Origin of the sequence: Infirmifilum sp. (assembly GCF_049970975.1) — an archaeon.
Lineage (GTDB): Archaea > Thermoproteota > Thermoprotei > Thermofilales > Thermofilaceae > Thermofilum > Thermofilum uzonense.
In genome coordinates this window covers 1-2,574 of record NZ_JBMFLX010000165.1, presented here as the reverse complement: position 1 = coordinate 2,574, position 2,574 = coordinate 1, and the positions used below count along the sequence as shown (strand labels likewise).

The 2,574-nt window shown below is 52.8% G+C and carries 1 protein-coding gene; it reads right to left on the bottom strand.

Annotated features, from left to right (window positions below; genetic code table 11):
* Positions 1 to 6 precede the first annotated feature (6 nt).
* Entirely contained in the window at positions 7 to 2,490 is a 2,484-nt protein-coding gene (locus ACP5KC_RS10070) for a M1 family aminopeptidase (protein ID WP_428287484.1), read from the bottom strand.
* Between the last annotated feature and the right edge of the window lie 84 nt (positions 2,491 to 2,574).

Below are 2,574 nucleotides of genomic sequence, written 5' to 3'. Positions count from 1 at the left end.
CTAAAGCTAGGCTCCACGCATCTCGAGTTTTTCAACTCTCTCCGAGAGTCTCCTCTCCTCTTCCTGTAGCTTGTCCAACTCCTCCCGGAGCTTCCTGTACTCCTCTCCCCTCTCCATGCTCTTCTTGATTGCTTCAGCAGCGTCTCTTGCCGACCTGGCAACCCTCCCGGAGACATCGTTCTTCAACTGTTCAAGGATGGAGAGGTACTTCGGGCTCAACGACCTTGTGGCTGCAACTGTGACGGCCAGCCGTATGTGGGGGTGCTGGCTTCGTGAAGCCTGCTCCATAGCGTCGATTATCTTCTGGTTTGGCGTGAAGTATCCTAAGGCCCTGATAGCCGCTGTCCTGAGCTGTAACGGTTTCCCGGGCGAGGCATAGCTCAGTATTACATCGAGAGCCTCAGGGTCTCCAATTATACCCATGCCCTCAAGAGCGCTCGCGGCAATAACGTGGTTATGTGAGGGGTATTCCAGGGCTTTCTTGAGCTCATCCAAGGCACCCTTATAACCAGTCCTCGCGAGCGATATAGCGGCCTCTGCCCTCACGTAGTAGCTCTCGGTTGTAGTCGACAAGATTTCTGAGAGTTTTCTAGCTACCTCTTCATCCCTGAAAGCGGATAAGCCCCTTATGACTGCACGCTTAACCCTGGGGTTCTTAACCACGTTAAGGGAGTCCAGCAAAGCCTTCCTGGCTGCGAAACCCCCAATCCTCCTGAGAGCGCCTGCAGCCTCCGCACGCAGACCCCAGAACTCGTCCTCGTTCACGAGTATCTGCTTGATTTCCTCGACATGCCGTGCGCTCCCCTTCTTCCCAAGCTCTCGCATTGCAATCACTCGTGGGTAAAGCTTCCCACAGCCCTTCACCACTCGTAAAACCTCGTCCGGGCCCACGTCAAGCGATAGAGCCTTGAAAACCTTGAAATCCGGGTCGACGCATACACAGTCAGGCTTGGAGTCAAGCCTCACGTAGAAAACATGTGTCTTTTCGCGAATCTCGAATTTTCTACGCGTCTCCCACCCTTCACCCTTAAACACTACCTCTAATGGTAATGTATACTTTGGAAGGGAATCCTCGCCCTGACCCTGTACAACCTTTAGCTCCAATACCTTTTCCTTCTCCTCCCACCTCCACGAAACCGTGAGGGACGGGTGTCCCGCATTATACACAAACTGTTCGAAGAAGGAGTCTAGGCTGACTCCAGCTGTATTCTCGAGAGCCTTCCTGAGGTCATCCGTGTCAGCAGTGGACTCACGCCTCGCCTCCAGGTAGGCCTTTATCCCCCTCCTAAAGTTATCCTCGCCTATAATATTCGCTAGAGTCCACAGAACCAGGGCACCCTTAGGGTAGCTGTGCGCGTCGAAGACCTCGTCCGCATACTTATATACCCTTGTCACGATCGGACGCGAATACCTCTCATACTCGCCCAGGTAAGAGTCAAGCATACTCACCAGGTCGTAGACAAACTCGTCCTCGCCGAGCTCTTTTCTCCTCCATAGCGCCTCCATGAGGGTTGCAAAGCTCTCGTTAAGCCAGATGTGCGACCAGTCACGGCACGTCACCAGGTCCCCAAACCACTGATGCGCCAACTCGTGGCTCACAAGCGGCTCACTCCTGAAATCCACATGTGCCAGCTCGTCGTGTAGGGTCGCACTCGTAAGTATGGTTATTGAGGCGTTTTCCATGCCTCCCGCGACAAACTCGTCGACACAGACCTGACTATACTTCGGGTACGGGTACTTGACACCGGTATACTCCTCGAAGAACCTTATCATGTCTTTAGTATACCTGAAGCTCCTCTCCATATCTCCCTCTCTTCCTCTCGGCACTATGTACTGTAAGAGTATGTTGCCAAGCTTCTCCTCCTTGACCGCGAAGTCCCCGACCGCGAAGGCTATAAGGTAGGCGGGAATTTTCGAGTCGAGCCTGAAAGTCCATTTAGCGTCATCCCCGATGACTTCACTCCCCATCAAGACTCCGTTGGCCACGACAGCGAGACCCCTGGGAGCAATAATCGAGAGTTCTACTGTGGCCTTCCTGTTAGGGTAGTCGTACGTCGGAAGCCAGTACCTGGTGTCCTCCGGCTCCCCCTGAGTGTATACGAACCTTGCAGGCTCGTCCCTATCAACTGGTATGAACCAAACCCCCGCCTTGGGCTGTATAACCCTGTATTCTACCTCGACCTCTATCTTCTCACCCTTGCTTGCCGGGCGCGGCAAATAAACTTCGAGGTTCTCCCCGTCGTAAGAATACTTAGCCTCAGAACCGTTGACCTTAACGCTGATAATAGACATGTCCCTGGCGTGCAGGGACAATTTATCAATGTCTGTGAGTGCCTTGAATATGTTTATGGCCTTACCATTCAGACTCCTTTGAGCCAGGTTAAGCCTGACCTCGGCCGTCACGTGTAGAAAGTCGAGAGGCGGGTTAGGGGGCCATTGGGGCTCGTATTCCGGGTAAGTAAAATTCCTACCAGGTTTTACAAATGACATTAGGGTCACTTAAATTCTGTCGCAAGGGATATATTCTTATCTGCTTCACCTTCTATCGGGAAGCTTATATGGCTTCTAAGCGCA